Raw genomic sequence first — 25503 nt, 5'->3', positions numbered from 1 at the left:
GCTCAGGCTCCCGTCACGTCCGTGACCCGCGGGGTGACCCGCTTGCGCCGGATCAGCCACCACACCCCGGCGAGGTCGAGGAGCCCGACCCAGAGTCGGTCGAACAGGCCGTATTTCGAGGTGCCGGTGAAGCGCGGCCGGTCGACCACGTCGCGGTGGACCACGCCGAAGCCCTCGCGGGCGACCAGCGCCGGCATGAAGCGGTGCTGCCCGTCGAAGAACGGGAGCGTGGTGTAGACGTCGCGGCGCACGAGCTTGTAGCCGCAGCCGGTGTCCCGGGTGGCGTCCTTCAGGATGCGCACCCGGACCCCGTTGGCGATGCGCGACTGGAGGCTCTTCAGCCGCCCGTCCTTGCGCCCGACGCGCTGGCCCTGGGCGAGGCCGACCCGCGCGCCGCCCGCCTCGATGGCCTGGAGCAGGGGCTCCAGGAAGGCCGGGTCGTTCTGGCCGTCGCCGTCCATCAGGGCGCAGACCGGCGCCCGCGCCACCGCGATGCCGCTGCGGATGCCGGCCGCCTTGCCGGCGGTGCGGTCGTGGGCCAGCACCCGCAGCCAGGGCCGCCCGACCTGCGCCGCCGCCAAGGCCTCGGCGGTGCCGTCGGTGGAGCCGTCATCGACGTAGATCACCTCGAAGGGCGCCAGGGCGGCGCAGGCGGTCTCGAGTTCGGCGACGAGGCTCGCGATGTTGCCGGCCTCGTCCTTCACCGGGATGATCACGGAGAGGCGCATGGGTGTTCGATCCGAGAGGGTCAGGGCGTCACCGCGCCGGTATCGTGGCGTAGGCCGAGAGGTCGACCCGGCGTCCGCCGTTGATGTTGAAGCCCGAGACGGTCCCGACCCGGTTCGGCACCAGCCCGGCCGCCCCGGCGGCGGCGGCGAACTCCGCCGCGAACCGGCCTTCCACGTAGACGAGGCGGCAGGCCTCGCCCGCGGGAGATCCCGAGATCTCGCGCGAACCGTCGCTCTTGGGGGAATCCGGGCCCTTCAGGAAGTCGACGGCCTCGGTGCCGGTGCCGAGCATGGCGAGGTCGGTGCCGATCAGGAAGACGAAGCTCGGCTCGCGGTAGCCCAGGCTGGCGACGCGGGGATGCGGACAGGGCAAGGCATCGCGGATCGCCGCGAGGCGGGGCGAGACCTTGAGGGCGGCCATCACCGGCTGGGTCAGGCCGAACACGGCGGGCGAGAGCAGCATCGCCGCCAGGATGCCGAGGCCGAGGGCGCGCTCCGGCAGGCCGCGGGCGAAGGCGTGCCAGGACAGGGCGGCCACGGCGCTGGCGCCGAGCAGCAGGGGCAGCCCGGCCCAGGGCAGGGTCCGGTCGTAGGCGAAGGCGAAGGCCGAGAGGCCGAGGGTGAGGCCGACGGGGATCAGCACCACGAGCCCGGCGGTGAGGCGCGCGCCCCGGCGCTCGGGGTGCAGGGCGCCGGCGGCCAGGGCCCGCACGGTGAGGATGGCGATGGCCGGCATCAGTGGCAGCACGTAGTGGGGCAGCTTGGTCGGCACGATCTCGAACAGGATCCAGGTCGGCACGATCCAGGCGAGGAGGAAGGCGATGGCGGGCTCGCGCCGGTAGCCCCAGGCGAAGGGCGCGCTCAGCGCCGCGAAGGCCGCGCCGGGCCAGAAGGTGCCGAAGAACGCGATCAGGTAGGCGCCGGGCGGGGCGAAGTGCTTCTCCGAGCCGCCCTGGACCTTGCTCAGCATGTCGTGGCCCACCGCCTCGCCGTAGAAGGCGCCGCCGCTCTTCCAGGTGATGGCCGCGAACCAGGGCGCCACGATCAGCAGGGTGAGCGGCAGGCCGAGGCCGGGCCGCAGGGCGCCGAGCCAGCGGGCGGAGCGCCACCGGACCGAGAGGATCAGGGCGGGCAGGCCGCAGAACAGCGGCACCATCGGGCCCTTGATCAGGATGCCGAGGGCGAGGCCGAGCCAGAAGGCCAGCACCGTGGCGGTGTCGAGGGGGGCCTGGACGCCGTGCCCCTCGATCGCGCGCCCTCCGGCGCGGTCGCGCCGGAGCCAGGCCCGGGCGAGGCCGCCGAAGGTCGCCACCGCGCAGGCGCAGAGCAGCGCGTCGGTCTTGGCCAGGCGCGCCTCGGCCGAGAGCACGACGCAGGCCCCGAACAGGGCGGCGGCGAGGACGGCCCCCCGCCGGGGCAGGAAGACCAGGGCCGACCAGTAGGTCAGGAGCACCGCCCCGATGGCGCCCAGCAGGGACGGGATGCGGTAGAGGCCGATGGTGGTGCGGGCGTTCGGCACCCCGAGCGCCTCGGCGGCGCCGACCACGGCGGCCTGGGCCCAGTAGATGCCCACCGGCTTCTTGTGCCGGGCCTCCGCCTGGAAGCGGATGTCGACGAGGTCGCCGGTCTCCAGCATCTGCTTGGAGGCCTGGGCGAAGCGCGGCTCGTCGCGGTCCATCGGCTGGAGCGAGACGATCCCGGGCAGGAAGCAGACGAGGCAGAGGGCCACCAGGAGGGCGCAGGCCCGGGCATGGCTCCGCGCCGCGGCGGACAGGAGGGTGTCCGGGAACGCGAAGGCGTCCCCGCGGGCCGGGCGGGGCACGGTGAGGCGGTCGGTCATGCGGGCGGATGGGCCGTCAGGGGGGACATACGCGGCTCCGGACCGGCACCCGGCCTCAGGAATCCAGTCGATGATTCCGGCCGATGCCGCGACGGCCGGCGGTGTCGATGATGCGGCCGGGAATGTCAAATCCCGGGTTCCGCCGGATCGCCGCTCGCCGCGCCCGGCGCCCCCGGCTTCGCCCCGGCCCCGGCCGCGCGGAAGCGCTGGCGGTAGGCCGCGGGCGCCACCGCCACGTGGCGGAGGAAGCTGCGCCGCAGGGTCTCCTCGGAGCCGAAGCCGCAACGCGCCGCGATGCGCTTCACCGGCAGCGCGGTCTCGGCCAGGAGCCGCCGGGCCGCCTCGACCCGCTGGCGCTCCAGGGCGCGGGCGGGGGTCAGCCCCGTGGCCGCCCGGTAGTGGCGGGCGAAGCCGCGCGGGCTCATGCCGGCCGCCTCGGCCAGGCGCGGCACGGTGAGGTCCTCGGCGAGGTGGTCGGCGATCCAGGCCTGGAGGACCTCGAAGCGGGCGCCTCCCGCCGCCGGCGACAGGGCCTGCTGCGACAGGACGGTGCTGAACTGGGCCTGGCCGCCCGGACGCTTGAGGAAGACGACGAGGTGGCGGGCGACCGCCAGCGCCGTGGCCCGGCCGAGATCGGCCTCCACCAGGGCCAGCGCCAGGTCGATGCCCGCCGTCACCCCGGCGGAGGTCCAGACCGCGCCGTCCCGGATGAAGATCGGGTCCGGCTCGACCCGGGCCTCGGGATGGCGCTGCGCGAGCGCGTCGCAGCGGGTCCAGTGGGTCACGGCCCGGCGCCCGTCGAGGAGGCCGGCCGCCCCGAGCAGGAAGGCGCCGGTGCAGACCGAGGCCACCCGCCGGGCGCGGGGGGCCCGGGCGGCGACCCAGGCGGGCAGCCCCTCCGCGATCGCCCCGTCGACGCCGCGCCCGCCGGCCACCACGAGGGTGTCGACGGGGGCCTCCGCGGGCGGCAGCGGCTCCGTCGCGAGGCCGAGCCCGGCGGAGCTGCCCACCGTGCCGCCGCCCGCCGCCACCACCCGCAGGGCATAGGGCGCCGGGCCGTCGCTCGCGAGGTCGTTGGCGCTGGCGAAGAGGTCGTTGGCCGTCGCGAAGACCTGCAGCGGGCCCGACACGTCGAGGAGCTGCACCCCCGGGAAGGCGAGGATCTCGATGCGACGGGGTTCGTGCCAACGGGGTTCGTGGCGACGCGGCCCGCCGGCGCGGACGTCTGGCAGGAAACGAGGGCTCTTCGTCATCTCGGCCAGAGCCTGCCGGGCTAGGGTCGTCCTGTCCAGACAGCCGGAGACAGCCCCGATGCCCCTCGAGATCGGCCTTCTCACCTTCCCCGACGTCCAGCAGCTCGACCTGACCGCGCCCTACGAGGTCTTCGTCGGGATCCCGGAGGCGCGGGTCCACCTCGTGGCCGCCGACCGGGCGCCGGTGACGAGTTCCACCGGCCTCGTGCTCGTCCCGACGCTGGCCATGGCGGACTGCCCGCAGCTCGACGTGCTCTGCGTTCCCGGCGGCCTCGGGGTGAACCCGCTGATGCGGGATGCGGCGGTCCTCGCCTTCCTGCGCCAACAGGCGGAGCACGCCCGCTACGTCACCTCGGTCTGCACCGGCGCCCTGGTGCTCGGGGCGGCCGGGCTCCTGCGGGGCCGGCGCGCCACCACCCACTGGGCCAGCCTCGACCTCCTGGCGGCCTTCGGGGCGATCCCGGTCTCCGAGCGGGTGGTGCGCGACGGCAACCTCCTCACGGGGGGCGGCGTCACCGCCGGGATCGACTTCGCCCTGACCCTGGCGGCCGAGCTCGCCGGACCGCCGGCGGCGGAGGCGATCCAGCTCGGCCTCGAATACGCGCCCGCCCCGCCCTTCGGCGCCGGCACGCCCGCCGGCGCCGGGCCCGCCGTGCTGGCGACGGTGCGGGGGCGCCTCGCCGCGGGCCGGGCCGAGCGGGAGCGCATCGTGGGCGCGATCACCGGGGCGACCGGCATCGTCCCCTGGGCACCGGCCGGGCCCTGAGGCGGGGCGCCGGCCCTTTGCGCGTTCTTAAACGTATTCTGCGCGCCTAGCGGGCAGCGGCGGCGACTCTAGACTGCGCGACCTCGGAACTGCGCGACCTTGCCGGCCCTCGAGCGCGGGAGTGGACCATGACGACGGGCATCGCCACCGGCGCGGGCGCGACGCGGCGGGTGGACCTCCCCGATGCCCTGCGCATCGGGGTGATGGGCGCGATCCTGCTCTTCATGCTGATCGGGGCCGATCCCTTCCTCGACGGGACGGCGGCGGAGAACGCCGCCTCGCGGGCCGGCGGCAACGTCGTCAACCAGGTGCTGTTCCTGGTCATGGCGGCCCTCGCGGCGGCGGTGCTCGCCTGGCGCGGACGCGAGGCCCTGCGGCCCCTGGCCACCCTGCCGATCCTGGCGATGCTGGCCTGGATCGGCGTCTCCACCGCCCTCTCGATCGAGCCCGCCGTCTCCGCGCGGCGCCTCGTCTCCCTCGTCATCATGTTCGGCGGGGTGGTGAGCGTGCTGGTGCTCGCCCGGGACGCGCGCCAGTTCGCCCACGTCCTCGGCGGCACCGTCCTCCTGGTGCTGGCGACCTGCTACCTCGGCCTCGTGCTGATCCCCGAGCGCGCGATGCACACCGCCCTCGACCTGATCGAGCCCGAGCACGCGGGCAGCTGGCGCGGCGTCTTCGCCCACAAGAACGGCGCCGGCGCGGCCATGAGCCTGTTCATCATCGTCGGACTGTTCTGGGCCGGGCTGGGCCAGCGCCTCCTGGGCTACGCGGTCGTGGGGCTGGCGGGGGTGTTCCTCGTCTTCACCAACGCCAAGACCTCCCTGGTCATGACCCCGGCGGTGCTCGGGCTGACCTGGGCCTGCACCCTCTCGGCCTCGGGCGCCTGGCGCCGCCTGGTCCTCCTCGGACCTCTGGCGCTGCTGCTCCTGCTCACCGTGGGCTCGGTCCTGTCGCCCGGCCTCGGCGCCCTGGTGGCGAGCCTGACCTCCGACCCGACCTATACCGGCCGCACCGAGATCTGGCACTTCGCCCTCGACAACATCGCCAAGAAGCCGCTCACCGGCTTCGGCTACGGCGCCTTCTGGGAGAGCGTGTTCTACGGCGGCGGCGGCGATGCCACGACCTGGGTCAACCGCGCCACCGACGCCCATGACGGCTACCTCAACACCGCCCTGGAGAGCGGCCTGCCGGGCCTCGCCCTCACGATGTGGTGGATGGTGCTGGCCCCCCTCTCCGACCTCCAGGCCCAGAGCCGGTCCGGGGCCGGCCCCGCCCTCGATCCCCTGCGGCTGCTCTTCCTGCGGATCTGGCTGCTCGGCCTGATGGTGGGGGTCTTCGAGTCGGTGTTCTACCAGGCCACCAACGCGCTGTTCTTCCTCGTCGCCCTCTCGGTCTTCGGCCTGCGCTTCGGCGCTTCCGGGCGGGTCGTCACGGGGGCCCAGCGATGAGCGCCCCCGCCCCGCCCGCCCATCCGCCGATGGCCCCGCTGCCGGCGCTCACGTCCCTGCGCTTCCTGGCCGCCGCCTACGTGGTGGCGTTCCACTACGCGACCTTCTTCTTCCCCGACGGGGCGATCCCCGGGGCGGTGCGCCTCGGCTATTCCGGGGTGACCTTCTTCTTCCTGCTCTCCGGCTTCATCCTGGCCTACACCTACCGGGACGTGGACCTCACCGACCGCGCCGCCCGCGCGCGCTTCGCCTGGGCCCGGGTGGCGCGGGTCTACCCGGTCTACCTGGTCTGCCTCGTCCTCGCCCTGCCCTGGTTCGTCGCCTGGGTGGCGAAGTCCGCCCCGCCCCTGCAGGGGCTGATGGCCGCGAGCGCGGTGCTGGCGCCCCTGGGCCTGCACGCCTGGGTGCCGGGGGCCGCCTGCGCCCTCGACTGCCCGAGCTGGTCGATCTCGGTGGAGGTCGTCTTCTACGCCCTGTTTCCCCTCCTGCTGCCCCTGGCGCGCGAGGCGCCCGGCCGCACGGCGCGGCTGACCCTCGCCGCCTGGATCGCCCTGACCGGCGGGGCCGCCCTCGCCTTCGCGCGCCACGCCCCCGGCGTCTCGCTGATCGATCCGGATGCGGGAGGCGCCGGCCCGGTGCTGCTGGCCCAGGCCATCAAGTACAACCCCCTGCTGCGCCTGCCGGAATTCGTGGCCGGGCTTCTCCTCTACGGGGCCTGGACCCGCTGGCGCCTGCCCACGCCCGCCCTCCTCGCCCTGGCGGCCCTGGCGGGCCTCGCGCTGGTGGCGGGGGCCCCCCACCTGCCCGCGGTGCTGCTCCACAACGGCCTCACGGCCCTGGCCTGGGCCCCCCTGATCCTGGCCGGCGCCCAGCTCCGCAGCGGTCCCCTGGTGAGGCCGGGCTTCGTCTTCCTCGGCCGGATCTCCTTCGCCCTCTACCTCATCCACGTGCCGGCCTATGCCCTGGTGAACAGCCTCGACCGGATCGCCCTCGGGGGCCGCCTCGCCGCCGCGCCCTGGCTCGGGGCGGGGCTCGCCGCCGCCCTGGCCCTGGCCCTCAGCGTCCTCCTGCACCGGGGCCTCGAGGAGCCGGCGCGCCGGCACATCCTACGCTGGGCCGCGCGCCCGCGGGCCGCCGGACCCGTCGCCGCGGGCTGATCCGCACCCTGTCAGGGAGCGTTCAGCCATCACCCGGCAGGATCACCGTCCTGATCACCGTCTTCCGGCCTCCCGGAGGCCGGACGGTCAAGAACAACGAAGGTCACACCAGCAGAAGGTCATGGCGTCATGTCCGTGAAATCGCTGTTTCGCACGACATCGCTGTTTCGCACGAGGCTTGCCCGTACGACGCTGGCCGCGTCGCTCGGCGTCGCGGGTGCCGTCGGCCTCGCCGCCGCCGCCGAGGCGACGCCCCGCGCCGCGGCTCTCGCCGGGACGCTGGCGGGCGCCCCCGTCGAGACCGTCGCCTATGGCTGCGGTCCCGGCTTCATCCCGAACCGGTTCGGCTATTGCCGGCCGATGTACCGCCCCTACGGCTCTTATCGGCCGCGGCCGTTCTACGGCCCCCGTCCCTTCTACGGACCGCGCTACGGCTATGACCGCCCGCGTCCGCCCTTCGGGCCCTACTTCTAGGATCGGGAACCGCCAGGGTCGGGCTCCAGGCCCGACGCGAGACCGGGCGGCGGCGCGCCGCCCGCGTCATTTCGCGACCGCGCGCCCGCGCCGTGCCGGGACTAGGACCCTCGGCCTGTCCCGAAACCCCGCATCCGGGGAACCCCCATGCGCGCCCTCCTCCTCCTGCTCGGCCTGTCGGCGATCGCCCTCCCGGGGGCCGCTATGGCCCAGACGGTGCTGCCCACGATCGACGCGGCCAACACCCGCTACTCGGATCTCGACCAGATCACCGCCGCCAATGTCGGCCGGCTCCAAGTGGCCTGGACCTTCTCCACCGGGGTCCTGCGCGGCCACGAGGGCGCCCCCCTGGTGGTGGACGGGGTGATGTACGTCCACAACCCCTTCCCCAACACCGTCACGGCCCTCGATCTCGACCAGGACGGGCGCATCCTCTGGCGCTACGAACCGAAGCAGGATCCGGCGGTGATGCCGCTCCTGTGCTGCGACACGGTCCATCGCGGCCTCGCCTATGCCGACGGCGCCCTCTTCCTGCAGCAGGCCGACACCACCCTGGTCTCCCTCGACGCGAAGAGCGGCCGGGTGAACTGGTCGGTCCGCAACGGCGACCCGGCCCGGGGCGAGACCAACACCGCCGCCGTGCTGCCGGTGAAGGGCAAGGTCCTGGTGGGTCTCTCGGGGGGCGAGTTCGGGGTCCAGTGCCACGTCACCGCCTACGACGCGCGCACCGGCGCTCGGCTCTGGCGCGCCACCGCGACGGGCACCGACGAACAGATGCGGGTCGACCCCGCGCGCACGACGGCGCTCGGCAGGCCGGTCGGCCCGGATTCCTCGCTGAAGAGCTGGGAGAGCGACCAGTGGAAGACCGGCGGCGCCTGCGCCTGGGGCTGGTTCGCCTACGATCCGGCCCTCGACCTCGTCTATTACGGCACCGGCAATCCCTCGACCTGGAATCCGCGCCAGCGCCCCGGCGACAACCGCTGGGCGGCCTCGATCGTGGCCCGCGACCCCGACACCGGCATCGCCCGCTGGCTCTACCAGATGACGCCCCACGACGAGTGGGACTACGACGGCGTCAACGAGATGATCCTCACGAACCAGACGGTCGACGGCAAGGAGCGTCCGCTCCTGACCCATTTCGACCGCAACGGCTTCGGCTACACCCTCGACCGCGCCACCGGCGAGCTCCTGGTGGCGCAGACGTTCGACCGCTCCGTGAACTGGGCGACCCGCGTGGACCTCGACCGGGCCTCGCCGGACTATGGCCGCCCGGTCCGCGACCCGCGCTATTCCCCGGAAGCCACCGGCGAGGACGAGACCACCACGGGCATCTGCCCCGGCGCCATCGGGGCCAAGAACCAGCAGCCGGCGGCCTATTCCCCGCGCACCCGGCTGTTCTACGTGCCGACCAACCACATCTGCATGGATTACGAGCCCTTCCAGGTCAGCTACACCCCCGGCCTGCCCTATGTGGGCGCCACCGTGAGCCTGCACCCGGCCCCCGACGATCCCCGCACCGGCACCCTGACCGCCTGGGACGGGGTCGCGGGCACGGTCCGCTGGTCGATCCCCGAGCCGTTCTCGGTCTGGTCCGGAGTGCTCGCCACCGCCGGGGACGTGGTGTTCTACGGCACCCTGGAGGGCTACCTGAAGGCCGTCGACGCCCATTCGGGCCGCGAACTCTACCGCTTCAAGACCCCCTCGGGCATCGTCGGCAACGTCACCACCTACCGGCACCGGGGCCGGCAATACGTGGCCGTGCTCTCGGGCGTCGGCGGCTGGGCCGGGATCGGCCTCGCGGCCGGGCTCACCGACCCGAACGACGGTGCCGGCGCGGTGGGCGGCTACGCCGCCCTGTCCCGCTACACGGCGCTCGGCGGCCAGCTCACGGTCTTCGCCCTGCCCGAGTGATCGTTCGGTGTACGCGCGGACCGGCTTTTCAGCCGAGGTCCTCGTCCTCCTCGGCCGGCGCGTAGACCGCCTCGCCGAGGCGCTTCAGGGGACCGCCCGGCCCCGCGCGCTTCCACAGGCGGGTGTTGAGGGCGGCCACGGGGTCGTGCCCCGGCACCGCGAAGCCCAGCGCCGTCAGGCCCTCCAGGATCTCGCCGGCATGGAGGGGCCGACCGGCCTCGTGCAGCAGGTTGATGGCGGCCGCCACCAGGGCGCGCCCGTGCCGGCGGGCGGCCACGAGGTCCTCGCCCGCCCGCGCGGGGTCCGGCGACGGCTCGGGCCCTGGCCCATCCGTGTGCCCCTGCGTTTCGCGCCCGGTGCCGGACGCCGATTCCGGGACCACCGGCTGCCCCGGCGGCGGTTCGGCGGCGCGGGCCGGCCCGCCGAGGCGGCGGCCGAGTTCGAGATAGAGCTGGTGCTCGGCGATGGCGCGGTCGAGCGCGTCGCGGCGGTGGCGCAGGTCGCGCAGGGCCGCCTCGGCCTCGGCCTGGGACAGGAACATGGACGCCTCATGGAATATTCTTCGAAACCGATGGAGACGGATCGGTTCGTCGCATATTCCTTATCGAGCCCCGTGGCGCAAGACATATTCCCTCACTGATATAGGGAATATACCCTCACGCCACCGCTTGCGGGACCTTGCGTGGCAGCCGGGCGCCCCGCGGCGGGATCAGCAGGGTGCTCGGGTCGGCCGGCTGCAGCAGCATGCCGGTGTCGTCGAGGCGGATTGGCAGCTTCGGGAACACCTCCTGCAGGTGGGCGAGATCCGCCTTGAAGGCCTGCCGGAAGCTGCGGAGGCTGGCATTGTCGGCGCCGAACTGCTTGTGCAGGTTGTCCCAGGTCAGCCGCAGGGGGCGCTGCAGGGCACGCAGGCGGTAGCCGACCCAGAACAGCAGGTCGAGCTTGCGCGCCGAGCCCGAAAAGGCCCTGGCGGCGCGGATGTCCACCGGCAGGGCGTGCTGGATCAGGTTGTCGTAGAAATCCTGGTGGAACTGGACGCTCTTCTGCCAGACCACCCCGTCGGCGCCCTGCGGCAGCCAGAGGTCGAGCTGGCGGAAGGGCGGCACGTTGAGGGTGCTGGCGCTGCCCGCCCCATCCCAGAGGCCGATCTGCAGGGTGCAGGCGGCTAGGCGCGCCAGCTGCTCCTTGAACTGGCGGATGGTGCCGCGCTCGCCGCCCGTGACGGCGAAGCCCATCTCCTTCATGAAGCCCGACAGGCTGTCGGCCACCGCCACGGTGGGGCTGCGCTGGCGCACGGCCTCGGTGCAGAGGTGCAGCAGGACGAGGCGGGCCTTCGGGCCGTAGGGCAGGCCCTGGAACTCCATCTCGCCGGTGGCGGGGTTCTTGAGGCGCCCAGCCAGGAGGCTGAGGGAATTCCGGCCGTATTCGCGGAAGAATTCCCGGGCGTCGCCGGGATCGCGATAGGGCAGGCCGCAGAGGGCCAGCACCGAGTGGATGTGCTGCAGGTTCTCCGGGCCCGTGGGCTCGGTCTCGATCACCTCGCGGATGGCGTCGCGGCGGCGCTGGTCGCGCCCCATGGCCTGGCGCCGGCCGGCCACGGCGCCGCGAGCGGCGGCCTCCGCGTCCCGGGCCCGCTGCCGATGCAGGATGGTCTCCGCGATGGTGGCGAACAGGAAGCTGCCGCGGGCCGCCTCGACCTCGGCGAGGAGGTCCGCGTCGCGGATGCCCGCCAATGTGTCCTCGATCCCCAACAGACCCTGCCCCGATCGACCCCGAACCACGTCACGCGGCGACCATGCCCGATTCCCCGCCCAGGAGTCTCGGCGACCCGGGCGGAAGGTGGACGTCATCCCGGCTATCCACCGGCCGCGACGGGACAAACGCCTGCAGGCCGGCGTGGCGGATCCGGTCGGCGCAGCCCGACGCAGAGTTCGATACGGGGCCGGATTCGGCACAATCCCCAGAGTTCACCGCCCCGATCCCCGATTCACGCCGAACCCGATACGCCGGCACGCAGAATCCCATGCGCCGGCGGGGTTTACGCACGCAGATCTCGATACGGATCCACGCAGAGTTCGATACGCACCCGCGCAGAGTTGAATACGCGAACACCTCGCAAGCCACTGGAGGAAAACGGCTTTCGACGCTCCCATATAACTCTCAGAAATGACTCTCTGAGAATCTCTTACTGATACCTTTCCTAAGGGTCCGGGAGCCGTTCGGAAGAACGAACACACCCCGGGCCAGGCTTTTTCATGGGAATTTTCCAGAGGAAGCCACCGTCTCTCCCGCCTTCGTCCCCAGCCTCACGGGCTGGCCCACAATCCGCTAAGGGAGGCGGAGCGAGGCTGGATGCGGAGGAATGGGGTGAGGATCGAGGATCTGCTGGCGCTGATGGCGCAGCTGCGCGACCCGGAGACCGGCTGCGCCTGGGACGTGGCCCAGGATTTCGCCAGCATCGCGCCCTACACGGTGGAGGAGGCCTACGAGGTGGCCGACGCCATCGCGCGGGGCGACACCGAGGACTTGCGCGACGAGCTCGGCGACCTCCTGCTCCAGGTGGTCTTCCACGCCCGCATCGCGGAGGAGGCCGGGCTCTTCGCCTTCCCGGACGTCGTTCGGGCCGTGATGGCCAAGATGATCCGGCGCCATCCGCACGTCTTCGCGCCGGACGGCTCCCTCCTGCCCGCGGGTTCGCCCCGACGCGACCCGGAGGCCGTGGCCGCCCAATGGGCGGCGATCAAGGCCGAGGAGCGCCGTCTGAAGCCGGCCGGGGCACCGGGACCGCTGGCGGGCATTCCCCTGCCCCTGCCCGCCCTGACCCGGGCGGAGAAGCTCTCGGCCCGGGCCGCCACCTACGGCTTCGACTGGACCGACCCGGCGCAGGTGGTGCTGAAGGTGCGCGAGGAGATCGACGAGGTCGCCGACGCCATGGCCCACGGCACCCCGGCGGCGGTGGCGGAGGAGCTCGGCGACCTCCTGTTCTCGGTAGCCAACCTCGCCCGCCACCTCGGGATCGATCCGGAATATTCCTTACGAGAAGGGAATATGAAGTTCGAGCGCCGCTTCACTGCCATGGCGGCGACCCTCGCCGCGGAGGGGCGCGACCTGGCCGACAGCGATCTCGACGCGATGGAGGCGGCCTGGGCGGCGGTCAAGGTCGCGGAGAAGGGCTGACGCCGTGGGCTCCGCCGGAAGGCGGGCGCTGGGGCTCAGGCTGGGCTCCGCCGGAGGGCGAGCCCTGGGGCTCAGGCCGGGCGCCGGCGGAACGGCCAGTCGATGACCCCGCCGGCATAGAGGGCCCACCAGACGAAGACCGGCTGAAACGCCAGCCGGGGGCCGTGGTACCACCAGCTGTTCGGCAGGCCCGGTACGACGATGCCCTCCAGCGCGTGCTTGAGGTTGGCCGGGAAGACGCAGACCGCGTAGAGGGCCAGCCCGATCCCGGCCCAGCGCCGGGTCGGCCCCCAGGCGAGGCCGAGCACCCCGGCGAGCTCGCACAGGCCGGTGACGATCACGGTGAGGCGGGGCTCCGGCACCCAGTCCGGCATGATCGGCAGGAAGGCGTCGGGGGCGGCGAGGTGCACGATCCCGATGAAGCCGTAGGCCGCCATCAGGGGCAGGCGCCACCAGACGCGGGACGCCGTCATGGCTTCGGGCCTCCCCAGGGCGCGAAGGTCCTCATGACGTGAAGACCTCGCGCAGATCGGCCACCAGGGCCGCCACCGCTTGGTGGCCGGCGCTCGCGAAGACGGTCGAACCGATCGCCGTCACGGGGGCGAGGCCCCGCAGGGAATTGGTCACGAACACCGCCTCGGCGCGCAGGAGCTCGTCGAGGCCGAGGCTGCGTTCGGCGACGGGCAGGCCGAGGCGCGGCGCACAGCCTGCGCGAATCTCGGCGCGCAGGATGCCGGGCAGCACGCCGTCCGCGAGGGGCGGGGTGACGAGGCCGCCGTCGATCACCGCGAACAGGTTGGCGGTACCGGCGCAGGCGACGTGCCCCCGCGTGTTCCGGAACAGGGCCTCGTCGAAGCCCGCGGCCCGGGCGGCCCCGGCGGCCAGCACCGCATCGAGGTAGCCGAGGGTCTTCAGGCCCGCGGCCGGCGAGGTCTCGTTGCGGCGGATCTCCGTGGGGTGGAGGGTGAGGGGCGAAAAGGCGAGGGCCGGCGAGACCGGGGCGGCGCTCGCCCACAGCACCGGCCGCGGCTCGGCCGGGGGGCTGAGCCCGCGCGGGCCGGAGCCCCGGGTCACGGTGGTGCGGATCGCCGCCAGGGGATGGGCCCGGCCCGCCGCCTCGGCGAGCCCCCCCATGGCGTCCGCGATGCGCGCGGGCGCCACGGGAAAGCCCAGGGCCGCGGTGGCGGCGGCGAGGCGGCCGATATGCGCGGCCTCGAACACGATGCGGCCGTGCCGGGCCAGGGCGGTGTCGAACACCCCGTCCCCGAGGGTCAGGCCCCGGTCGGCGAGGTCGAAGGGCACCGGCCCCTCGGTGAGGCCGCCGTCAAACCACAGCATCGGTCTGGGCCGGCAGAGGATGGTCGGCGCGCCAGTCGCGGGCCAATCGCAAAAAGTTGGCGAAGAGGGCGTGGCCGTTCTCGGTGAGGACCGATTCCGGGTGGAACTGCACGCCCCAGGTCGGGTGGCTCCGGTGCGACAGGGCCATCACCTCCCCCTCCGTGGAGACCGCGTCGACGCTGAGCCGGTCGGCCATGCCGGGCTCCGGCGCCACGATGAGCGAGTGGTAGCGCCCGACCTGCATCGGGTCGGGCAGGCCGGCGAACAGCCCGGCCCCGTCGTGGTGGATCGGGGTCGCCTGCCCGTGCAGGGGGCGCCCCGCCCGCGCGACCCGGCCGCCGAAGGCCGCGCCGATGGCCTGGTGGCCGAGGCAGACGCCGAGCAGCGGCACCGCGCCGGAGAGTTCCCGGATGGCGGGCAGCGAGATGCCGGCCTCCGCCGGGGTGCAGGGGCCGGGTGAGATCACGATCGCCGCGGGGTCGAGGGCGCGGATGCCGGCGACGTCGATCGCGTCGTTGCGCACCACCCGCACGGCCTCGCCCAGCTCCTCGAAGTAGCGCACCACGTTGAAGACGAAGCTGTCGTAATTGTCGATGACAAGGATCATGGCGCCCTCCCCGCCCCGTCCCCGGATGCCGGATCCGCGGGTTCGCAGGGACCCGGCTCCAAGAGGTCCGGCTTGCAGGAGTTCGGCTCGAAGGCCTGGAACACCCGGGCGGCCTTGGTCAGGGTCTCCTCGTATTCCGGGCCCGGCTCGGACAGCAGGGTGATGCCGCCGCCGGCCTGGAGCACGGCCCGGCTCCGGTCCATGAACACGGTGCGGATGGCGATGGACGTATCGAGGTCGCCGCTGAAGTCGAGGGCGCCGATGGCGCCACAATAGAGTTCGCGCGCGTCGCTCTCGATCTCCGTGATGATGTCCATGGCGCGCAGCTTCGGCGCGCCGGTGATCGAGCCGCCCGGGAAGGTGGCGGCGATCAGGTCGAGGGCGTCCATGTCCGCTTTCAGGGTTCCGGTGACCACCGAGACGAGATGGTGGACCGAGGCATAGGATTCGAGGCCGCACAGCACCGGCACCCGCACGCTGTGGGGCTCGCAAATGCGCGAGAGGTCGTTGCGCAGGAGGTCGACGATCATGATGTTCTCGGCCCGCTCCTTGGCGTTGGCCTGGAGGGCTTCGCCCAGGCGCGCGTCGGCCTCGGGATCGGCGACGCGGCGCACCGTGCCCTTGATCGGCCGGGTCTCGATCGCCCGTCCGCCGAGCTTGAGGAAGCGCTCGGGGCTGCTGGAGGCGACGCGCAGGGTGTCGAAGTCGAGATAGGCGCCGAAGGTCGCCGGGTTGGTGGCGCGCAGGCGCCGGTAGAGGCCGAACGGGTCGAAGCCCTCCGGCAGGTCGGCCTCGAAGCGCTGGGCGATGTTGGCCTGGTAGATGTCGCCGGCGCGGATGTAGTCCCGCACCTGCTCCACCGCCGCCTCGTAGCCGGCGCGGGTGAAGTTCGAGCGCCAGGCGAGCGGTCCCTGTGCCGCCGGCTCGGGGCTCGGCCGGGCTTGCGCCAGGAGCGCGGCGAACTGCGCCAGCCGGGCCCGGGCCCGGGCCTCGCGCGCCGCCGGGTCGGTCTCGGGAAACCCCGTGGCGATCAGGCGGGCGCGTCCGCTGCCGTGGTCGAGGCTCAGCACCGTGTCGTAGAGGTTGAAGGCGATGTCGTCGCAGAGGCCCGCCCGCCGGGCCGGGGGCGCCACCCGCTCCAGCGTCGCGCCGAGGTCGTAGGCGAAGTAGCCGATGGCACCGCCCGCGAAGGCCGGCAGGTCCGGGTCGCGGGCCGTACGGTAGGGGGCGAGGCAGGTGCGCAGCGCCTCGAGGCCGGCGCCCGGGACGGGGCGCCCGTCCAGGGTGGCCTGGCCATCGCGGAACCGGAAGCGCGCGAACGGGTCCGCCGCCAGGGTCGAGGTCCGCCCCAGGGTGTCGTGGTGCATGGCGCTGTCGAGGAAGGCGAGCCCCGGCAGGGCCGCCAGGGCCTCGGCCGCGGCGACGGGCTCGACGAACGGGATGTCAGCAATCCACATGACGACTCGAAGGTTTCCGGGCGGCGGACCGAAGATCCCGCTGCGCCGAAGCATCGGGGCCGCCACATCCGCCGCGTCCTGCGGTATCACGCCGAGGTGGCATGCGCGACGGCGTGGCAAAAGCGCGATCCGCGCATGACTCGGCCCGGCGCGGCTCGCGTGACGGAGCGAATCCCGTTATAGGGCTGTCAACCTCTTTGTCCCGCCCTCCCCCGATTCCACGGCCGGTCCGGTTTTAGCAGCCGTGCCGGCCCGACGAGCATCCATGACCGCATCCCCCCTGTCATCGACCCCCGCCGAGGCGCCGAAAAGCGCTCCGAAGATCTCCTTCGTCTCCCTCGGCTGCCCCAAGGCGCTGGTGGATTCCGAGCGCATCCTCACGCACCTGCGCGCCGAGGGCTACGAGCTCGCCCGGCGGCATGACGGCGCGGACGTCGTGATCGTCAACACCTGCGGCTTCCTCGATTCGGCCAAGGCCGAGTCGCTCTCGGCCATCGGCGAGGCCATGGCGGAGAACGGCCGCGTCATCGTGACGGGCTGCATGGGGGCCCAGCCGGACGAGATCCGCGAGAAGTATCCGAACCTGCTCGCCGTCACCGGTCCCCAGGCCTACGAATCGGTGGTCGCGGCGGTGCACGAGGCGGTGCCTCCGGCCCACGACCCGTTCCTCGACCTGGTGCCGCCGCAGGGGGTGAAGCTCACCCCGCGCCACTACGCCTACCTGAAGATTTCCGAGGGCTGCAACAACCGCTGCACCTTCTGCATCATCCCCTCCCTGCGCGGCGATCTCGTCAGCCGGCCGGCCGGCGACGTGCTGCGGGAGGCCGAGAAGCTGGTGAAGGCCGGCGTCAAGGAACTGCTGGTGGTCTCGCAGGACACCTCCGCCTACGGCGTCGACATCCGCTACGCCACGAGCCCCTGGCGCGACCGCGAGGTCCGGGCGAAGTTCTACGACCTCGCGGCCGAGCTCGGCGAACTCGGGGCCTGGGTTCGGATGCACTACGTCTATCCCTACCCGCACGTGGACGAGGTCATCCCCCTGATGGCGGAGGGCAAGATCCTGCCCTACCTCGATATGCCGCTCCAGCACGCGAGCCCCACGGTGCTCCGGCGCATGCGCCGGCCCGGCAACCAGGAACGCCAGCTGGAGCGCATCCGGCGCTGGCGCGAGATCTGCCCGGACCTCGTCATCCGCTCGACCTTCATCGTCGGCTTCCCCGGCGAGACCGAAGCCGAGTTCGAGGAGCTCCTCGCCTGGATCCGGGAGGCCAAGCTCGAGCGCGTCGGCTGCTTCGAGTTCGAGCCGGTGGCCGGCGCCGTGGCCAACGGCCTCGGTGACCTCGTTCCGCCTGAGGTCAAGGCCGAGCGCAAGCGCCGCTTCATGGAGGCCCAGCAGGGCGTCTCCGCCCGCCTGCAGAAGGCTCGCATCGGCAAGCGCCTGCCCGTGATCATCGACGCGGCCGACGGCACCGTCGCCAAGGGCCGCTCGAAATACGATGCCCCCGAGATCGACGGCACCGTTCACGTTACATCGCGCCGGCCCCTGCGGGTGGGCGACATCGTCACCGTGAAGGTCGAGCGCGCGGACGCGTACGATCTCTATGGGAGCGCGGTCTAGACCGCGACGCGTCCCTCTCCCCCGTGTGGGGAGAGGGACGCGGTCCTATCCACCGATCGCCCCGCTCAGGATCCGCCCGACACCCGCCGCCGCCATCTCGGTCCAGGCCCGCGCCACCGCGCCGTCCTGGTCGATGCCCCGCACCGCATCCGCGACCACCAGGGCCTCGAAGCCGGCCGCCCGCGCGTCGCGGGCGCTCCAGGCCACGCAGTAATCCGTGGCGAGGCCGCACAGGACGACCCGGGTGAAGCCGCGCTCGCGCAGGTAGCCGGCCAGCCCGGTGGGTGTGCGCCGGTCGGCCTCCAGGAAGGCCGAGTAGCTGTCGACGTGCCGGTGATGGCCCTTGCGGATCACCAGTTCGGCGCGGTCCGCCGCGAGGCCGGGGGCGAGGGCCGCCCCGGCGCTGCCCTGCACGCAATGCTCCGGCCACAGCACCTGCGGGCCGTAGGCCAGCGGCACGGTGTCGAAGGGCGCCCGGCCCGGATGGCTCGTCGCGAAGGAGACGTGCCCCGGCGGGTGCCAGTCCTGCGTCAGCACCGCGTGCGGGAACAGGCCGAGGAGGCGGTTCACCGGCTCGATTACGGCGTCGCCGTCCGGCACGGCGAGGGCTCCGCCGGGCAGGAAGTCCACCTGAACGTCGATGACGAGGAGGACGTCCCGCCCGCCCGGGATCACGCGATCCTCCGATCCTGGGAGGGCCGGATCCCGGGATTCCCGGATCACGGGATCATCACCGTGGCGCCGGTGGTCTTGCGCGCGGCGAGATCCCGGTGGACCTGCTGCACGTCGGCGAGCCGGGCCGTGCTGTGGACCGGGATCGTCACCGCGCCGCTGGCCACCACCGAGAACAGGTTCTCGGCCATGGCGTCGAGGGTCTCCCGCTTGCTCGCATGGGCGAAGAGCGAGGGGCGGGTGGCGTAGAGCGAGCCCTTCTGGCCCAGCAGCGCCAGGCTGAAATCGTCCACCGGGCCGGAGGCCGAGCCGAAGCTGACGAACAGGCCCAGGGGGCTGATGCAGTCGAGGGAGGCGGGGAAGGTGTCCTTGCCGACGCCGTCATAGACCACCGGCACGCCCTTGCCGCCGGTGATCTCCTTCACCCGGGCGACGAAATCCTCGTCGCGGTAGAGGATGACGTGGTCGCAGCCGTTGGCGCGGGCGAGCTCCGCCTTCTCCGCCGAGCCGACGGTGCCGATCACCGTGGCGCCGAGATGCTTGGCCCACTGGCAGGCGATGAGGCCGACGCCGCCGGCGGCGGCGTGGAACAGGATGGTGTCGCCTGGCTTCACCGCGTAGGTCCGGTGCAGCAGGTACTCGGCGGTGAGGCCCTTGAGCATCATGGCCGCGGCGGTCTTGTCGTCGACGCCGTCGGCGAGGTGCACGGCGGCGCTGGCCTCGATCACCGCCTCCTCCGCGTAGGTGCTCGCGGCCGAGCCGTAGGCGACCCGCTCGCCGACCTGGAAATCGGTGACGCCCTCGCCCAGGGCCACGATCACGCCGGCGCCCTCCTTGCCGGGGATGAAGGGCAGCTGCGGCGCCTTGTAGGCGCCCGAGCGGAAGTAGATGTCGATGAAGTTCACCCCGATGGCGGTCTGGCGGACGTGGATCTGGCCGGGACCCGGGGCCGGCAGCGTCACGTCCTCGTAGCGCATCACCTCGGGGCCGCCATACGCGTGAACCTGGATCGCCTTCGGCATCGTGTCGTTCCTCAGTGTGGGTCTTCGGTGTGGATTTCGCGTCGGAGGCTTCGGCCGGACGGGTGCGGGGCCATCGGCCGCGATGACGTGCGACATAGACGGTCTCGGCACGCCGGCAATGGCACAGGTTCTCATCCCGCCCCCGCCACCCCGTGTGCGCCAGCGCACCGGGCCGGCCCCCTCCGGGCGACGGGGACAACCGGATTGCGTCCGCGTCGGCCCCGTGATTAACGCATGTTAACGGCTGCGTCCGCGTCGCGCGGCCCGGGTCGGACCCGAGAAGCGCCGACCCGGTCCGGCTGGGACGACACGACCACGAGGGCGGATCGGCGGGATGGATGAGATCGTGTGGATCCGGCCCGCCGGCTACGACCCCGCCGTCCAGCCGGGCACGATCCTGCGCCCGGATGCGGGGCTGCCGGAATTCCAGGTCCTGGCGCGCCGGCCCGTGGTGATGATGTTCCATGCCGGCCCGGCCTGGGACATCCGGCCCTTCACCCAGCTCACCCTGCGGCTCGTGGCGCCGGAGGAGGCCCTGCCGCCGGCCGGATCGGACTGATCCTGCAGGGCTCGAGCGGGTTCGGGCATCGCCCGGCCGCCGGGCGCCGTCAGACGATGCCGGTGAGGTAGTAGACCCCGATCACCAGGAACACCGCCGCGGTCTTCAGAAGCGTGATGGCGAAGACGTCGGCATAGGCCTGCCGGTGGGTCAGACCCGTCACCGACAGCAGGGTGATGACGGCACCGTTATGCGGCAGGGTGTCCATGCCGCCGCTCGCCATGGCGGCGACCCGATGCAGCACCTCCATGGGGATGTGGGCGGCCTGCGCCGCCGCGATGAAGGTGGCGGACATCGCCGCCAGCGCGATGCTCATGCCGCCGGAGGCCGACCCGGTGATGCCCGCGAGCGCCGTCACGGTGATGGCTTCGTTGACCAGGGGGTTCGGGATCGCCGACAGGGCGTCGCGGATGACGAGGAAGCCCGGCAGGGCGGCGATGACCGCGCCGAAGCCGTATTCGGAGGCGGTGTTCATCGCCGCCAGCAGCGAGCCCGCCACCGCGGCGCGGCTGCCCTCCGCGAAGCCCTGGGAGACCGGGCGCCAGGCGAAGACCAGGACCGTGAGGATGCCGGCGAGCAGGGCCAGCTCCACCGCCCAGATCGCGGTCACGGAGGAGACCGCGGTGACGATGGGCTTGTCGAGGCCGGCCAGCACCGTCTCGGCCTTGGGTCCGTAGAGGCGCGGGATCGCGGCCGTGAAGGCGAGGTTCGACAGGCCGACCACGATCAGCGGCAGGAGGGCGACGGCCGGATGGGCGCGGGCGGCCGCGTCCATCACCTGCGGCTCGTTGCTGTGGTCGGTGCCGTAGCCCTCGCCCCGGCGCTTGGCCGTGGCGATGCGCCGGTCGAGATAGGCGACGCCGGCCACCAGGATGAAGGCCGCGCCGATCAGCCCCAGCCAGGGGGCGGCCCAGGTGTTGGTGCCGAAGAAGGTGGTGGGGATGATGTTCTGGATCTGCGGCGTGCCGGGCAGTGCGTCCATCGTGTAGGAGAAGGCGCCGAGCGCGATGGTGCCGGGGATCAGGCGCTTGGGGATGTCGCTGAGGCGGAAGGCCTCCGCCGCGAAGGGATAGACCGCGAACACCACCACGAAGAGCGAGACGCCCCCGTAGGTGAGCAGGTTGCACACCAGCACGATGGAGAGCACCGCCCGCCGGGCGCCCACCAGGTCGATCACGGCGGTCACGATGGAGCGGGAGAAGCCCGACATCTCGATGACCTTGCCGAACACCGCGCCGAGCAGGAACACCGGGAAGTACAGCTTCACGAAGCCGACCATCTTCTCCATGAACAGGCCGGAGAAGACCGGCAGCACCGCCGACGGGTCCGTGAGCAGCACCGCCAGCAGGGCGGCCACCGGCGCGAACAGGATGACGCTGAAGCCGCGATAGGCGACGAGCATCAGGAATCCGAGCGCCAGCAGCGCGATGAACAGGCTCATGGTCGGGTGGCCTCCGGGCAGCCGATGTCCACGGCCTTGGGCCGGATGCTACAAGCCCCGTCCCTGCGGCACCATCGCGGCCTTGACCGGCGGGGTGACACGCCTCTGTAAGCGTTAGGTTTTACGGGGGCGCGTCGGCCTGGACGACCGACGGGCCCGAGGCCGTTCAGGAGACCGCGAGCCCGTGGCGACACTTCCTCCGAAATCCGAGACCCCGAAATCCGAGACCTTCGCGGTCGCCGTGGTCGGTGCCGGCGCGGCGGGCCTGAGTCTCGCCCTGGCGCTCGCCCGCGACGGCGTCGCCACCGCCCTGGTCGGCCGGCACGCCCCCGTGGCCGACGGGCGCACGGTGGCGCTCCTCGACGGCTCGGTGCGCTTCCTCGACGCCCTCGGGGTCTGGGCCGCGATCGCGCCCCAGGCGAGCCCCCTGGCCGAGCTCCACATCGTCGACGACACCGGCAGCCTGTTCCGCCCGCCCCCGGCCCGCTTCGTCGCCACCGAGATCGGCCTCGACGCCTTCGGCTGGAACGTCGAGAGCGCCCGCCTCGTCGAGGGCCTGCGCGCCGAGGCCCGCGCGGCCGCCAACCTGACCCTGTTCGAGGCGGATGCGGTCGGTTTCGCGGCCGGCGCGGACGCCGCCACGATCACGCTCGCCGGCGGCGCCACCCTGTCGGCCCGGCTCGTCGCCGGCGCGGACGGCGCCCGCTCCAAGCTGCGCGAGGCCGCCGGCATCGTGCCGCGCATCTGGTCCTACCCGCAGAGCGCCGTCACGACGATCCTCGCCCACACGCGGCCCCACCGCGACGTCTCCACCGAGTTCCACACCCGGCAGGGGCCGTTCACCCTGGTGCCCCTGCCCGGCGGGCTCCGCTCCAGCCTCGTCTGGGTGATGGGGGAGAACCCGGCCAAGCGTCTTTCCGCCCTCGACGACGATGCCCTCGCCCGGGCCGTCGAGCATCAGGCCCAGGCGATGCTGGGGGCGATGCGCATCGACGGGCCGCGCGGCCTCGTGCCGATGCGGGGCCTGTCCGTGCCGAGCCCGGTCGCGGCCCGCCTCGCCCTGATCGGCGAGGCCGCCCATGTCTTCCCGCCCATCGGGGCGCAGGGCTTGAACCTCGGCCTGCGCGATGCCGCATCCTTGCGCGACGCGGTGATGCGGGCAGTGTCGGACGGGCGCGACCCCGGTTCGCGCGCGGCGCTGGCCGGCTTCGCCCGCGGGCGCGACCTCGACGCGCGCTTGCGGTCGACCGCGGTCGACGCGCTCAACCGCAGCCTGCTGGCCGACCTCGTGCCGGTGGACGCCCTGCGCGGCCTCGGCCTCCTCGCCATGACGACGATCGGCCCCCTGCGCCGCCTCGTCATGCGCGAGGGGGTGCTGCCCCGCCTCGGCGCCCCGAGCCTGATGCGCTGATCAGCGCCCGGCCACGCTCCGGACGGGCGGCTGAGCGGGACCCTCCTGGGCCGCCCGGCGGTCGACCGAGCCGGTGGCGATCTCCGCCGCCGGGTCCGTCGTGCCGTCCTGGAAGGCGGTGCCCGCCTTGCCCAGGGCGACGCCGTGGGCGAACAGGGCCTTCATATACGTCTGGTCGAACGGCGCGGCCGAGGTCTTTCCGAAACGCCCGTCGATCTGGGCGACCTGGAGGTCGAGGCCGGTGCGCCGGGCGAAGCCCTGGCTGAGGGCGAGCGCGGCCCGTGTCTGCGCCTTGATCGCCGCCGACATCGAGCGGCCGAGCACGCTCAGGGTGGTGCGCGACGCCATCTGGAAGTCGGGCGACAGGCTGTTGTTGACGACGAGGTAGACCTGGGGCGTCGGCAGGGGCGCCGGGTCCTTCGCCAGGAGCATGGATTCCGGGGCGAGGTAGTACGGCGCGGTGGTGCCGCCGTCGTCGTGCATCTCCTGGAAGTGCTTGCCGTCGCCCGCCACCGCGTCGATCATCACCGGCGGGAACACGCCGGGCACGGCCGAGGAGGCCAGGATCACAGAGCGGAACAGCGCCAGCGCCTTCGGCCCCCCGGTCTGCGCGATGGCGCCCATGTCCCACAGGACCGGCCGCTCGCCGTCCACCGCCGTGGTCGCCACCAGGAGCCGGCGGCCCTTGGCGTGCTCCGCGGCCACCGCCTTCAGCAGGGCCGGGGTGACCGCCCGGTCGATCCGGCGCTTGAGGGGCCAGGTATCCGTGAGGGCCTCGTTGGTGCCGCCGAACTCGAACACGTCCGCGGCGGAGATCTCGGTGTAGTTCTGGCGCAGGGCCGCGTCGCCGGCGCTGCCGATGAAGGCGAAGGGCGCGATCATCGCGCCGGTGCTGACGCCCGTGATGACGCCGAAATCCGGCCGGGTGCCGGCCTCGCTCCAGCCGTTGAGCAGGCCGGCGGCGAAGGCGCCGTTCTCGCCGCCGCCCGAGAGCACGAGCCAGGGCCGGTTGGCGGCCGAGGCGCCGTCCAGGAGGGTGCGGAAAGCAGCGGCATCGTCGCCGGGAATCCGCAGCCCCGCGGCCAGGCCGTCGGGCCGTGCCGTCGCGGCCTCGGCAGCCGTGAAGGCCACGCGCCCGGATTGCGTCTCCGCCGAAAGCGGCTTCTCAGCAGGCGGCTTGGCGCGCTCGGCGGCGAATGCGGTCTGCGGAAGGCTGAGCCCGATCAGGGCTGCCCCGAGCAGCGCCGGATGGCGGAAGCCGGTCCGCCGGGTCGATGATCCGGACATGGGTCCGTCCTTCGTGGTCGGTGAGGTGCCCCCCTCGATCGTGAGAACGTGAGCCGGGGATGCGCGTTCCGCCGCGCGTCCCGCGGCGGCGGCATGGCAAACGGATTGCGTGCGCCCGCGCACCTTTACGGCGGGGCCGGCCTTGCCCTAACCGCTGGTTCGGGACGCCGATCTCACAAGAAGTCTCCGGGAGCCAGAAACACCCATGAAACTGCCACGCCGCTTCTTCCAGCCGCTCGCCACCGGCGCACCGGCCCCCTTCCGCGAGCTTCCCGTCAAGCTGGAGCGGATGATCCACTTCGTTCCGCCCCACAACGAGAAGGTCCGGGCCCGCGTGCCGGAGCTCGCCGCCACCGTCGACGTGGTGCTGGGCAACCTCGAGGACGCGGTGCCGATCGACCAGAAGGAGGCCGCCCGCAAGGGCTTCGTGGCCATGGCCCAGGCCACCGATTTCGCCGCCTCCGGCACCGGCCTCTGGACCCGCATCAACGCCCTGAACTCGCCCTGGATTCTCGACGACCTGTTCGAGATCGTCTCCCAGGTCGGGAACAAGCTCGACGTCGTGATGGTGCCCAAGGTCGAGGGGCCGTGGGACATCCACTACATCGACCAGTTGCTGGCCCAGCTCGAGGCCCGGCACGGCGTGACCAAGCCGATCCTCGTCCACGCCATCCTGGAGACCGCCGAGGGTGTCGCCAACGTCGATGCCATCGCCGCCGCCTCGCCGCGCATGCACGGCATGAGCCTCGGCCCCGCCGACCTCGCGGCCTCCCGCGGCATGAAGACCACCCGCGTCGGCGGCGGCCATCCGGACTACCGGGTCATCGCCGATCCGACGCAGGATGGGGCCGCCCGGGCCTCAGCCCAGCAGGACCTCTGGCACTACACCATCGCCAAGATGGTCGATGCCTGCATGGCCAACGGCCTCAAGGCCTTCTACGGCCCCTTCGGCGATTTCTCCGATGGCGAGGCCTGCGAGGCCCAGTTCCGCAACGCCTTCCTGATGGGGTGCGCCGGCGCCTGGACCCTGCACCCGAATCAGGTCGCCATCGCCAAGCGGGTCTTCGCGCCCGATCCGGCGGAGGTCGCCTTCGCGGTGCGCATCGTCGAGGCGATGCCCGACGGCACCGGCGCGGTGATGCTCGACGGCAAGATGCAGGACGACGCCACCTGGAAGCAGGCCAAGGTCATCGTCGATCTCGCCAAGCTCGTGGCCGAGAAGGATCCGGACCTCGCCAAGACCTACGGTCTCGCCTGAGCGTTTTTCGCCTGCCCTTCGTCATCGGCGGAGCACCGCCGATGACAAGTGGCCCGGAGCCGCTTATTTTCTGTCGCAT

Annotated in this window: 23 protein-coding genes; 10 read left to right on the top strand and 13 right to left on the bottom strand. The window is 72.8% G+C overall.

Features of this window, described 5'->3' with window-relative positions; all coding sequences use genetic code 11:
• Positions 1-2: 2 nt before the first annotated feature.
• The 3 genes from AC1MGR_RS13995 to AC1MGR_RS13985 form a co-directional block, all read right to left on the bottom strand.
• Positions 3-728 carry a glycosyltransferase family 2 protein gene (locus AC1MGR_RS13995; RefSeq protein ID WP_480231984.1) on the bottom strand — a complete coding sequence of 242 codons (726 nt, stop codon included), beginning with the start codon at positions 726-728 and terminating at the stop codon, positions 3-5.
• 28 nt (positions 729-756) lie between these two features.
• Positions 757-2568, bottom strand: coding sequence for an ArnT family glycosyltransferase (locus tag AC1MGR_RS13990; protein WP_480231983.1), 1812 nt, complete (start codon positions 2566-2568; stop codon positions 757-759).
• A 125-nt stretch (positions 2569-2693) separates the two neighbouring features.
• Entirely contained in the window at positions 2694-3821 is a 1128-nt protein-coding gene (locus tag AC1MGR_RS13985) for a GlxA family transcriptional regulator (RefSeq protein WP_480231982.1), read from the bottom strand.
• A gap of 58 nt (positions 3822-3879) precedes the next feature.
• On the opposite strand from AC1MGR_RS13985, the gene AC1MGR_RS13980 reads away from it, so the two are divergent.
• The 5 genes from AC1MGR_RS13980 (at position 3880) to AC1MGR_RS13960 (ending at position 9577) form a co-directional block, all read left to right on the top strand.
• Positions 3880-4587, top strand: coding sequence for a DJ-1/PfpI family protein (locus AC1MGR_RS13980; RefSeq protein ID WP_480231981.1), 708 nt, complete (start codon positions 3880-3882; stop codon positions 4585-4587).
• Between the two features lie 128 nt (positions 4588-4715).
• A complete protein-coding gene (locus AC1MGR_RS13975; RefSeq protein ID WP_480231980.1) occupies positions 4716-6035 on the top strand; it encodes an O-antigen ligase family protein in 1320 nt (439 codons plus the stop codon).
• Positions 6032-7192, top strand: a complete 1161-nt coding sequence (locus AC1MGR_RS13970) for an acyltransferase family protein (protein ID WP_480231979.1) — start codon at positions 6032-6034, stop codon at positions 7190-7192. Before AC1MGR_RS13975 ends, AC1MGR_RS13970 begins: the two co-directional genes overlap by 4 nt.
• A gap of 129 nt (positions 7193-7321) precedes the next feature.
• Positions 7322-7666, top strand: coding sequence for a GCG_CRPN prefix-to-repeats domain-containing protein (locus AC1MGR_RS13965; protein ID WP_480231978.1), 345 nt, complete (start codon positions 7322-7324; stop codon positions 7664-7666).
• Positions 7667-7813: 147 nt separating this feature from the next.
• Positions 7814-9577 (top strand): methanol/ethanol family PQQ-dependent dehydrogenase, encoded by a 1764-nt coding sequence (locus AC1MGR_RS13960; RefSeq protein WP_480231977.1) that lies wholly within the window; start codon positions 7814-7816, stop codon positions 9575-9577.
• Between the two features lie 28 nt (positions 9578-9605).
• On the opposite strand, the gene AC1MGR_RS13955 is transcribed toward AC1MGR_RS13960, so the two are convergent.
• Together AC1MGR_RS13955 and AC1MGR_RS13950 are read right to left on the bottom strand one after the other, a co-directional pair.
• Positions 9606-10118 carry a hypothetical protein gene (locus tag AC1MGR_RS13955; protein WP_480231976.1) on the bottom strand — a complete coding sequence of 171 codons (513 nt, stop codon included), beginning with the start codon at positions 10116-10118 and terminating at the stop codon, positions 9606-9608.
• A gap of 115 nt (positions 10119-10233) precedes the next feature.
• A complete protein-coding gene (locus AC1MGR_RS13950; RefSeq protein ID WP_480231975.1) occupies positions 10234-11328 on the bottom strand; it encodes a replication protein RepA in 1095 nt (364 codons plus the stop codon).
• Between the two features lie 601 nt (positions 11329-11929).
• Here AC1MGR_RS13950 and mazG point away from each other — a divergent pair.
• Positions 11930-12754: a nucleoside triphosphate pyrophosphohydrolase gene (gene mazG, locus AC1MGR_RS13945; RefSeq protein ID WP_480231974.1), complete on the top strand. Its 825-nt coding sequence runs from the start codon at positions 11930-11932 to the stop codon at positions 12752-12754.
• Positions 12755-12825: 71 nt separating this feature from the next.
• Here mazG and AC1MGR_RS13940 read toward each other — a convergent pair whose 3' ends face one another.
• Genes AC1MGR_RS13940 through pabB form a run of 4 tightly spaced genes read right to left on the bottom strand, consistent with a single transcriptional unit; the run spans position 12826 to position 16156 of the window.
• Entirely contained in the window at positions 12826-13227 is a 402-nt protein-coding gene (locus tag AC1MGR_RS13940) for a DoxX family protein (protein WP_480231973.1), read from the bottom strand.
• 31 nt (positions 13228-13258) lie between these two features.
• A complete protein-coding gene (locus tag AC1MGR_RS13935; protein WP_480231972.1) occupies positions 13259-14092 on the bottom strand; it encodes an aminotransferase class IV in 834 nt (277 codons plus the stop codon).
• Positions 14079-14699, bottom strand: a complete 621-nt coding sequence (locus AC1MGR_RS13930) for an aminodeoxychorismate/anthranilate synthase component II (protein WP_108036250.1) — start codon at positions 14697-14699, stop codon at positions 14079-14081. Before AC1MGR_RS13930 ends, AC1MGR_RS13935 begins: the two co-directional genes overlap by 14 nt.
• Positions 14696-16156 carry an aminodeoxychorismate synthase component I gene (gene pabB, locus AC1MGR_RS13925; RefSeq protein WP_480231971.1) on the bottom strand — a complete coding sequence of 487 codons (1461 nt, stop codon included), beginning with the start codon at positions 16154-16156 and terminating at the stop codon, positions 14696-14698. Before pabB ends, AC1MGR_RS13930 begins: the two co-directional genes overlap by 4 nt.
• A 265-nt stretch (positions 16157-16421) precedes the next feature.
• Here pabB and rimO point away from each other — a divergent pair, with 265 nt between their 5' ends.
• Positions 16422-17774, top strand: a complete 1353-nt coding sequence (gene rimO, locus AC1MGR_RS13920; protein WP_480231970.1) for a 30S ribosomal protein S12 methylthiotransferase RimO — start codon at positions 16422-16424, stop codon at positions 17772-17774.
• Positions 17775-17819: 45 nt separating this feature from the next.
• Here rimO and pncA read toward each other — a convergent pair whose 3' ends face one another.
• Together pncA and AC1MGR_RS13910 are read right to left on the bottom strand one after the other, a co-directional pair.
• Entirely contained in the window at positions 17820-18449 is a 630-nt protein-coding gene (gene pncA / locus AC1MGR_RS13915; RefSeq protein WP_108036401.1) for a bifunctional nicotinamidase/pyrazinamidase, read from the bottom strand.
• 44 nt (positions 18450-18493) lie between these two features.
• A complete protein-coding gene (locus AC1MGR_RS13910) occupies positions 18494-19468 on the bottom strand; it encodes a quinone oxidoreductase family protein (protein ID WP_108036256.1) in 975 nt (324 codons plus the stop codon).
• A gap of 334 nt (positions 19469-19802) precedes the next feature.
• On the opposite strand from AC1MGR_RS13910, the gene AC1MGR_RS13905 reads away from it, so the two are divergent.
• Positions 19803-20027, top strand: a complete 225-nt coding sequence (locus tag AC1MGR_RS13905; RefSeq protein WP_480231969.1) for a hypothetical protein — start codon at positions 19803-19805, stop codon at positions 20025-20027.
• Between the two features lie 49 nt (positions 20028-20076).
• On the opposite strand, the gene AC1MGR_RS13900 is transcribed toward AC1MGR_RS13905, so the two are convergent.
• Positions 20077-21468: a GntP family permease gene (locus AC1MGR_RS13900; protein WP_480231968.1), complete on the bottom strand. Its 1392-nt coding sequence runs from the start codon at positions 21466-21468 to the stop codon at positions 20077-20079.
• A gap of 184 nt (positions 21469-21652) precedes the next feature.
• Between AC1MGR_RS13900 and AC1MGR_RS13895 the strand changes: the two genes are divergently transcribed.
• Positions 21653-22879 carry an FAD-dependent monooxygenase gene (locus AC1MGR_RS13895; protein ID WP_480231967.1) on the top strand — a complete coding sequence of 409 codons (1227 nt, stop codon included), beginning with the start codon at positions 21653-21655 and terminating at the stop codon, positions 22877-22879.
• Here the strand turns inward: AC1MGR_RS13895 and AC1MGR_RS13890 are convergent, their stop codons facing one another.
• Positions 22880-24166 carry a patatin-like phospholipase family protein gene (locus AC1MGR_RS13890; protein ID WP_480231966.1) on the bottom strand — a complete coding sequence of 429 codons (1287 nt, stop codon included), beginning with the start codon at positions 24164-24166 and terminating at the stop codon, positions 22880-22882. It lies immediately after the preceding gene.
• A gap of 205 nt (positions 24167-24371) precedes the next feature.
• On the opposite strand from AC1MGR_RS13890, the gene AC1MGR_RS13885 reads away from it, so the two are divergent.
• Positions 24372-25424 carry an HpcH/HpaI aldolase/citrate lyase family protein gene (locus tag AC1MGR_RS13885; RefSeq protein ID WP_108036265.1) on the top strand — a complete coding sequence of 351 codons (1053 nt, stop codon included), beginning with the start codon at positions 24372-24374 and terminating at the stop codon, positions 25422-25424.
• The last annotated feature ends 79 nt before the right edge of the window (positions 25425-25503 follow it).

It is taken from the genome of Methylobacterium sp. BI1 (genome assembly GCF_056680125.1).
The sequence above is the reverse complement of the archived record's forward strand: the minus strand, read 5'-3'. Positions and strand labels throughout refer to the sequence as shown.

Excerpts from the sequence above, each read along its gene's own strand:
- AC1MGR_RS13960 (WP_480231977.1), top strand. The coding sequence starts at position 7,814 with ATGCGCGCCCTCCTCCTCCTGCTCGGCCTGTCGGCGATCGCCCTCCCG.
- AC1MGR_RS13995 (WP_480231984.1), bottom strand. The coding sequence starts at position 728 with ATGCGCCTCTCCGTGATCATCCCGGTGAAGGACGAGGCCGGCAACATC.
- AC1MGR_RS13910 (WP_108036256.1), bottom strand. The coding sequence starts at position 19,468 with ATGCCGAAGGCGATCCAGGTTCACGCGTATGGCGGCCCCGAGGTGATG.
- AC1MGR_RS13970 (WP_480231979.1), top strand. The coding sequence starts at position 6,032 with ATGAGCGCCCCCGCCCCGCCCGCCCATCCGCCGATGGCCCCGCTGCCG.
- AC1MGR_RS13990 (WP_480231983.1), bottom strand. The coding sequence starts at position 2,568 with ATGACCGACCGCCTCACCGTGCCCCGCCCGGCCCGCGGGGACGCCTTC.
- AC1MGR_RS13975 (WP_480231980.1), top strand. The coding sequence starts at position 4,716 with ATGACGACGGGCATCGCCACCGGCGCGGGCGCGACGCGGCGGGTGGAC.
- AC1MGR_RS13985 (WP_480231982.1), bottom strand. The coding sequence starts at position 3,821 with ATGACGAAGAGCCCTCGTTTCCTGCCAGACGTCCGCGCCGGCGGGCCG.
- AC1MGR_RS13905 (WP_480231969.1), top strand. The coding sequence starts at position 19,803 with ATGGATGAGATCGTGTGGATCCGGCCCGCCGGCTACGACCCCGCCGTC.
- AC1MGR_RS13980 (WP_480231981.1), top strand. The coding sequence starts at position 3,880 with ATGCCCCTCGAGATCGGCCTTCTCACCTTCCCCGACGTCCAGCAGCTC.
- AC1MGR_RS13955 (WP_480231976.1), bottom strand. The coding sequence starts at position 10,118 with ATGTTCCTGTCCCAGGCCGAGGCCGAGGCGGCCCTGCGCGACCTGCGC.
- rimO (WP_480231970.1), top strand. The coding sequence starts at position 16,422 with ATGACCGCATCCCCCCTGTCATCGACCCCCGCCGAGGCGCCGAAAAGC.
- AC1MGR_RS13890 (WP_480231966.1), bottom strand. The coding sequence starts at position 24,166 with ATGTCCGGATCATCGACCCGGCGGACCGGCTTCCGCCATCCGGCGCTG.
- AC1MGR_RS13965 (WP_480231978.1), top strand. The coding sequence starts at position 7,322 with ATGTCCGTGAAATCGCTGTTTCGCACGACATCGCTGTTTCGCACGAGG.
- pabB (WP_480231971.1), bottom strand. The coding sequence starts at position 16,156 with ATGTGGATTGCTGACATCCCGTTCGTCGAGCCCGTCGCCGCGGCCGAG.
- AC1MGR_RS13935 (WP_480231972.1), bottom strand. The coding sequence starts at position 14,092 with ATGCTGTGGTTTGACGGCGGCCTCACCGAGGGGCCGGTGCCCTTCGAC.
- AC1MGR_RS13930 (WP_108036250.1), bottom strand. The coding sequence starts at position 14,699 with ATGATCCTTGTCATCGACAATTACGACAGCTTCGTCTTCAACGTGGTG.
- AC1MGR_RS13900 (WP_480231968.1), bottom strand. The coding sequence starts at position 21,468 with ATGAGCCTGTTCATCGCGCTGCTGGCGCTCGGATTCCTGATGCTCGTC.
- AC1MGR_RS13940 (WP_480231973.1), bottom strand. The coding sequence starts at position 13,227 with ATGACGGCGTCCCGCGTCTGGTGGCGCCTGCCCCTGATGGCGGCCTAC.
- AC1MGR_RS13885 (WP_108036265.1), top strand. The coding sequence starts at position 24,372 with ATGAAACTGCCACGCCGCTTCTTCCAGCCGCTCGCCACCGGCGCACCG.
- mazG (WP_480231974.1), top strand. The coding sequence starts at position 11,930 with ATGCGGAGGAATGGGGTGAGGATCGAGGATCTGCTGGCGCTGATGGCG.